This window comes from Cupriavidus sp. GW822-FHT03E04 (assembly GCF_058801495.1).
The window spans coordinates 1-6534 of the sequence record NZ_JBXANI010000061.1 but is presented as its reverse complement, the minus strand read 5'-3'; the positions used below and the strand labels follow the sequence as shown (position 1 = coordinate 6534).

The window sequence follows — 6534 nt, the reverse complement described above, 5'->3', positions numbered from 1 at the left end:
GCCGACGCAAAGAAGAGTGACCGGCAGCCCCCGCAGGGGGATGTCGTATGGCTTTTGGGTCCAAAAACCAACGCCGCCCCCTTACCCCTTCCCCCCTACCCCCTACCCCCTACCCCCTACCCCCTACCCCCTACCCCCTACCCCCTACCCCCTACCCCCTACCCCCATGGCATCGTAATCGACTTCAGATTAGTAAAACTCTTGATCGCCTCCTGCACCCCTTCCTTATACCCAAGCCCCGAATCCTTGATCCCGCCAAACGGCGTCAGCTCGATGTAGTGGTCAAGTTTTTTCGGACAGGCTGATAGGTTGTTTTGCTTCTGGCTTGGCCTCGTAAGCGGCAGGCGAGACATAGCCAAGGGTTGAGTGCAAGCGCACAGGGTTGTAGAAGCCGACGATGTACTGGGTAATGTCGCGTCGTGCCTCCGCGTGATTGGCATAGCGCCGCTGCCACACCCGCTCCATCTTCAGGTTCAGGAAGAAACGCTCCATCGGCGAGTTATCCCAGCAGTTGCCTTTGCGGCTCATGCTGCAAACGATGCCGTGGCGCGCCAGCATGGCCTGGTACTCGGCACTGGCGTACTGACTGCCTCGATCCGAATGGAGCACCAGCCCCCGCGCCGGCCGACGCTGCTGTAGCGCCATTTCCAGCGCTGACATGATCAGGGCCGTCGGCATGGCCGGCGCCATGGCCCAGCCGACCACCTTGCGTGAGTACAGATCCAGCACCACCGCCAGGTACAACCAGCCCTGGGCAGTGCGGATATACGTGATATCTGAGACCCAGGCCCGGTTTGCCTGCGGCACATCAAATTGCCGATCCAGCACATTTTTCGCGACAGGTTGATCGTGTTTGCTGTCGGTCGTCGCGACAAACTTGCGTTTCCAGGTCGCACGCAGCCCAGCCTCCTGCATCACCGTACGGACCCGCTGACGGCCAATTTTGATCCCTTGGGCCCGGACCGCATGCATCAGCCGTCGGCTGCCATAACTGGCGCCGCTGGCGGCAAAGGCTGCTTTCACATGGGCCCGCTGCCGCAACTTCGGCGCGCCCGGCAAGGCGCGCCGGTCAGCGTAATAGCCAGCTCGGCTGACGCCCAACACCCGGCACGCCGAACTGACGGAGACAGCCTTCTCTTGCAGGTGGGTTACCACCCGATAACTCACTTGAGCTCTCGTGCAAAGAAGGCTGAGGCCTTTTTTAGGATGCTATTGTCCTCCCGCAACTGCCGGTTCTCAGCCTCCAACTGCCGAATGCGCTGCTGCTCAGGCGTCAGCGGCTTGCCGATCCCAGCACCGCCCGCCAGCTCCGAATCGTATTGCGCCAGCCATCGCCGCACTGCCGTCTCGCCAAGCTCCATCGTCCGGCAAACCTCGCCCACCGATAGCCCCTGGTCTTTCACCATCCGTACTACTTCCAGCTTGAAGCTGGCATCAAATTGTCGGCGTTGTCTTCTCATCTGTTTCCTCGTCGATATGGATTGTCACCCTATCGACCTGTCCGAGGAAATTAGACCACTGCACGATACGATAGCCCGGCACTTCCCACAGGTTGACCGTTCCCACCTGCAACTCATCGGCAAAGCGCGCAAAGTCGTCCATCCGGTTAGTGCATACACCCGAGGACAATCCAAACGCGGTGCCGTTGGAAATCCGGATGGCGTCATCGATATCGCGGAAGGTAATGATGGGCGAGACCGGGCCGAAGGTTTCCTCCCGCACCACCGTCATGGCGGGATCCACGCGATCGATCACGGTGGGCGAGTAGCGCGCGCCGTCGCGGTGGTTGCCGAGCACCAGGCGGGCGCCCTGCGCAACGGCTTCTTTCACGCGGGACTCGAACAGCGCGGCGGCTTCGGCGTCGATCACGGTGCCCATGTCCACGGTGCGGTCCATGGGATCGCCGTATTTCCATGCCCGGGTCTTTTCCACCACCAGCTCGGTGAACCGGTCCGCCACGGCCTGGTGCACCAGCATGCGCTTGACGGCCGTGCACCGTTGCCCGGAGTTCTTGTACGAGCCCTGCACCGCCAGGTCGGTGGCGCGCTCCAGGTCGGCATCGTCCATCACGATCAGCGGATCGTTGCCGCCCAACTCCAGCACCACGCGCTTGTAGCCGGCCTTGTTGGCGATGTACTTGCCGATGCCGACGCCACCGGTGAAGGTGACCAGATCCACCGAGGGGTGGGTGATCAGTTCGTCGGCGATCTCGCGCGGATCGCCCGTGACCACCTGCAGCATCTGCGGCGGCAAGCCGGCTTCATAGAGGATATCGGCCAGGTAGTAGGCGGACAGCGGCACCTTCTCCGAGGGCTTGAGCACCATGCGGTTATTGGTGGCGATGGACGGCGCCACCTTGTGCGCGACCTGGTTCATCGGATGGTTGAACGGCGTGATGGCGCAGATCACGCCAAGGAACGGCGAGCGCTGGGTCATCACGCGGCGCTTCTTGCCGTGCGGGGTCAGGTCGCACGAGAACAGCTGGCCGTCATCGCGCAGGGTTTCATTGGCGGCAAAGCCAAGCACATCGGCCACGCGGCCGATCTCATACAGCGAATCCTTCTTGCACAGCCCGGACTCCAGCGTGATCAGGTCGGACGCCTCCTCCACGCGCTCGCGCAGCAGCGCGGCGGCGCGGTTGAGGATGGCGGCGCGCTCGAAGCGGGTCAGCGTGGAGCGGTAGGCGCGCGCCACGGCAAACGCTTGGCGCACGTCTTCCACGCTGGCCATCGGCACGGTCCCGACCAGCGAGCCGTCGTACGGGTTGCACACTTCGATCACGCGCTCGCGCATGACCTTCTTGCCATCGATGCGCAGCGCTTCGGCGCGGAAATGCGGGCTGACCTGGCCGGTGGAAAACTTGGGGGCGTTCATGTCGGTTCTCGCGTCAAGAGTTCGGGACGGATACGTATCGGGCAGCGCTCAGTGCAGGTGATTGAGCGCAACGTCGAAGATGTCGAAGTTGCGCAGCTGCGCCTTGCCGGGAATGCCCGCCGTGGCGCGATTGAACACCAGCGGCACGGTCTGCTCCGACACGCCGCCGTGGGAGCGCAGCGGTGCGTCCAGCCCCGACAGGTCGTGGCGGCTCTGGCTGGTGCCCAACACCACGTGCTTATCGCTGACGATCACCAGGTCACCCACGCGGTCCGGCGGCAGCTCGAATCGCGCGCAGGCTTCGGCGTTGTCGAGCACGCTTTCGATACCCGGCAGGGCCGCCAGCTTGCCCTTGAGCGCGACGCAGTCGACATCTTCCGGCAGGTAGACGGTGGCATAGGAGCCAAGCGCGCCGTGGTGCACCACATAGGGATCGGTGATCGGCAGGATCACGCGCGCGCCGCCGGCTTCCACGCCACGGCCGAGCCAGTTGTCGAACTGGTCCTGCAGGTAGATCACGTTGGGGGCCTTGGTGGCGTCGTCGTGCTTGGCGTTCATGCCGTGGTCGGCGGTCAGCGCCAGCACGCAGCCGAGCGCGTCGAGCTGCGCCAGGTACTTGTCCATCATGGCGTAGAACGCATTGGCGCCGTCCGAGCCGGGGGCGAACTTGTGCTGGATGTAGTCAGTGGTGGACAGGTACATCAGGTCCGGCCGGCGGGTTTCCATCAGCCGCACGCCGGCGGCAAAGACAAACTCGGACAGCTCGGCGCTGTACACGCTCGGCACCGGCATGCCGACAAGGTCCAGCACGTTGTCGATGCCGTTGTCCTCCAGCGTGGCCTGGTCGGCCTTCTCCGAGGAGAAGCAGATGCCGCGCATGCCATGGCCGAGCAGCCGGCGCAGCTTGTCCTTGGCGGTCACCACCGCCACGCTGGCGCCAGCATCGGCAAAGGCGGCCAGGATGGTGCCGGCGCGCAGGTACTTGGGGTCGTTCATCATCACTTCCTCGCCGCGGCCACCGTTGGCGCTGCGATCGAAGAAGTAGTTGCCGCAGATGCCGTGCACCGCCGGCGGCGCGCCGCACACGATGGACAAGTTGTTCGGGTTGGTGAAGGTGGGCACCACGCACGCCCCGCGAAAGTTCGCGCCCTCGGCCAGCAGCCGTTTCAGGTACGGCGCGCGGCCGCTGGCGGCGGCGGCTTCCAGGTAATCGAATTCACATCCGTCCACGCAGACCACCACCACGGGCTGTTTCATCCATTGGTAGGTGCGCTGATTGACAGTGATGCTCTGGGCGGCGACGCTGGAAAGGTTCGGGTTCGACATGTCGGGGTTCCTGTGCGGGAAAGGAAAGGCTTCAGGGCTGATCGGTCGCGGCGCCGCCATCCACTGGCGCCACGGCGGCATGCATGCGGGCGCGGCCGCGTTCCACGTGCTCGCGCATCAGCCTGCCCGCCAGCTCGACATCGCGCGCGGCGATGGCCGACACGATCTCGCGGTGCTCGCGGGTAGAGGTGGGGATGGCGTTGCTGTCGGCGCAAAGCGCCTCGCGCCGGAACAAGGTGAGTTCCTTGACCAGGCGCCGGTAGGTTTCCACCAGCTTGCGGTTGCCGGCGAGTTCCACCATGCGGTCATGCAGGGTGAGGTTAAGACGGGTGTATTCGTCGAGGTCGCGCGCGGTGCTGGCCGCGCTCATGGCCTCGATCAGCGCGCGCAGCTCACGCACGCCCTGCGCCGTGATGTTGGCGGCGAGCAGCCGGCCTACGTACTCATCCAGCACTGCGCGCAGCGCATAGATCTCGTCGGCTTCTTCCAGGGAGATGGCGCGCACGAACACGCCGCGGTTTTTCTCGGTGCGCAGCAGGCCGGCCTGCTCCAGCGCCCGGAAGGCTTCGCGCAGCGGGCCGCGCGACACATTGAACTCGCCCGCGAGTTCGATTTCATTGAGCCTGGCGCCGGGCAGCAGGCCGCCGGACACGATGCGCATTTCAAGCTCGCGCTGCACCAGGGTGGTCAGCGACTGGCTCTGCAGGATCGCGATATCGCTCGACTGAGCGGCTGGCCGTGACATGAAGACTCCTGATTCGGGTACATCGAAATTCCTGGTTGTCATTAAAGCAAGCAGTTTGTATATTGTCAACAAACCAGGCAGTGACGATGAGCGCGAAATGATGCGAACATCCCGGAAAAACCAGCCTCACATCTTATTATCGTTATAAAACAAATACTTATATTCAATATGAGGCGATGCTGTGGTAGCGCGACATGCCACAAATCGTAGCAACAAATTCACCAAATTGACACACAATACCACTTAAAATGCCACAAGGAGCCCACCCCAAGCTGGCATCCGTGGAAATCGTCAACCACTCCCCTGATCCCAATCCAGGAGCACCCCATGATCCGCGGCAACGACCCCATCCTGCTGACCCCCGGCCCCCTCACCACCTCGCTCGCCACCAAGCAAGCCATGCTGCGCGACTGGGGATCGTGGGACAGCGGCTTCAACGCCATCACGCGCAGCCTGTGCGACGACCTGATCGCCATCGTGCGCGGGCAGGATACGCACGTCTGCGTGCCCATGCAGGGCAGCGGCACCTTCTCGGTGGAAGCCGCCATCGCCAACGTGGTGCCACGCGACGGCAAGGTGCTGGTGCCGCAGAACGGCGCCTATTGCCAGCGCATCCTCAAGATCTGCAAGGTGCTGGGACGAGCCAGCGTGGAACTGCCGGTCCCCGAAGACCAGCCCGCCACCGCCGCGCTGATCGAAGCCGCGCTGCTGCGCGATCCGTCGATCACCCACGTGGCGCAGGTGCACTGCGAAACCGGCGCCGGCGTGCTCAACCCCCTGCCCGAGATCGCCGCATTGTGCGCGCGCCTTGGCAAGGGCCTGATCGTCGATGCCATGAGCTCCTTCGGTGCGCTGGAGATCGATGCGCGCACCATGCCGTTCGACGCGCTGGTGGCCGCCACCGGCAAGTGCATCGAAGGCGTGCCGGGCATGGGCTTCGTGCTGGTGAACAAGAGCGTGCTGGAAGCCAGCCAGGGCAACAGCCATTCACTGGCGCTGGACCTGTACGACCAGTACACCTACATGCAGAAGACCACCCAGTGGCGCTTCACCCCGCCCACGCACGTGGTAGCCGCCTTCCGCGCCGCGCTCGACCAGTTCCTGGAAGAAGGCGGACAGCCGGTGCGCGGCGCACGCTATCGCGCCAATTACCAGACGCTGGCGGGCGGCATGGCCGAACTGGGTTTCCGCCCCTTCCTCTCGCCCGAGGTGCAGGCCCCCATCATCGTCACCTTCCACGCGCCGGACGACGCCCGCTACGACTTCAAGACCTTCTACGCCAAGGTGCGCGAGCGTGGCTACATCCTCTATCCCGGCAAGCTGACGCAGGTGGAAACCTTCCGCGTGGGCTGCATTGGCGCAATCGACGCCAATGAGATGCGCAATGTGGTAGGGGCAATCGGCGAGGCGCTAGCGGAAATGGGCATCGAGATGAAAGCGCCGCTGGCCAGGGCGGCCTGAAGCACTTGCGGAGCCATCGCCCCGGCGAACGCCCGCCCTCTCCCCCGGCCCCTCTCCCACAAGTGGGAGAGGGGAGCCAACCAGCCGCAAGATCAACCAACTGTGGTAGCCGTGTTTCCCGCCCGAAG

Annotated in this window: 5 protein-coding genes and 1 pseudogene; 1 reads left to right on the top strand and 5 read right to left on the bottom strand. The window is 64.0% G+C overall.

The features are described 5' to 3' along the window. Positions 1 to 158: 158 nt before the first annotated feature. The 5 genes and pseudogenes from AC1RQC_RS40155 to AC1RQC_RS40135 all read right to left on the bottom strand — a co-directional run. A pseudogene (locus tag AC1RQC_RS40155) lies at positions 159 to 275 on the bottom strand (aldehyde dehydrogenase family protein); the annotation flags it as partial. A 7-nt stretch (positions 276 to 282) separates the two neighbouring features. Then, positions 283 to 1460, bottom strand: a protein-coding gene (locus AC1RQC_RS40150) for an IS3 family transposase (RefSeq protein ID WP_492886837.1) whose coding sequence is annotated in 2 segments (ribosomal slippage) — positions 283 to 1193 and positions 1193 to 1460 — 1179 coding nt in all. Because the reading frame shifts where the segments join, the coding sequence is not laid out codon by codon here. Beyond that, a complete protein-coding gene (gene phnY, locus AC1RQC_RS40145; RefSeq protein WP_492886835.1) occupies positions 1435 to 2874 on the bottom strand; it encodes a phosphonoacetaldehyde dehydrogenase in 1440 nt (479 codons plus the stop codon). The genes AC1RQC_RS40150 and phnY overlap by 26 nt, the downstream gene beginning before the upstream one ends. 48 nt (positions 2875 to 2922) lie before the next feature. Then, complete coding sequence (gene phnA, locus AC1RQC_RS40140; protein WP_492830817.1) at positions 2923 to 4200, bottom strand: phosphonoacetate hydrolase; 1278 nt, start codon at positions 4198 to 4200, stop codon at positions 2923 to 2925. Positions 4201 to 4231: 31 nt separating this feature from the next. Further along, the gene (locus tag AC1RQC_RS40135) at positions 4232 to 4945 is read right to left on the bottom strand and encodes a phosphonate utilization associated transcriptional regulator (RefSeq protein ID WP_492830818.1); all 714 of its coding nucleotides are present in this window, start codon (positions 4943 to 4945) and stop codon (positions 4232 to 4234) included. Positions 4946 to 5272: 327 nt separating this feature from the next. Here AC1RQC_RS40135 and AC1RQC_RS40130 point away from each other — a divergent pair, with 327 nt between their 5' ends. Then, the gene (locus AC1RQC_RS40130) at positions 5273 to 6406 is read left to right on the top strand and encodes a 2-aminoethylphosphonate--pyruvate transaminase (RefSeq protein ID WP_492886833.1); all 1134 of its coding nucleotides are present in this window, start codon (positions 5273 to 5275) and stop codon (positions 6404 to 6406) included. Positions 6407 to 6534: the final 128 nt, after the last annotated feature.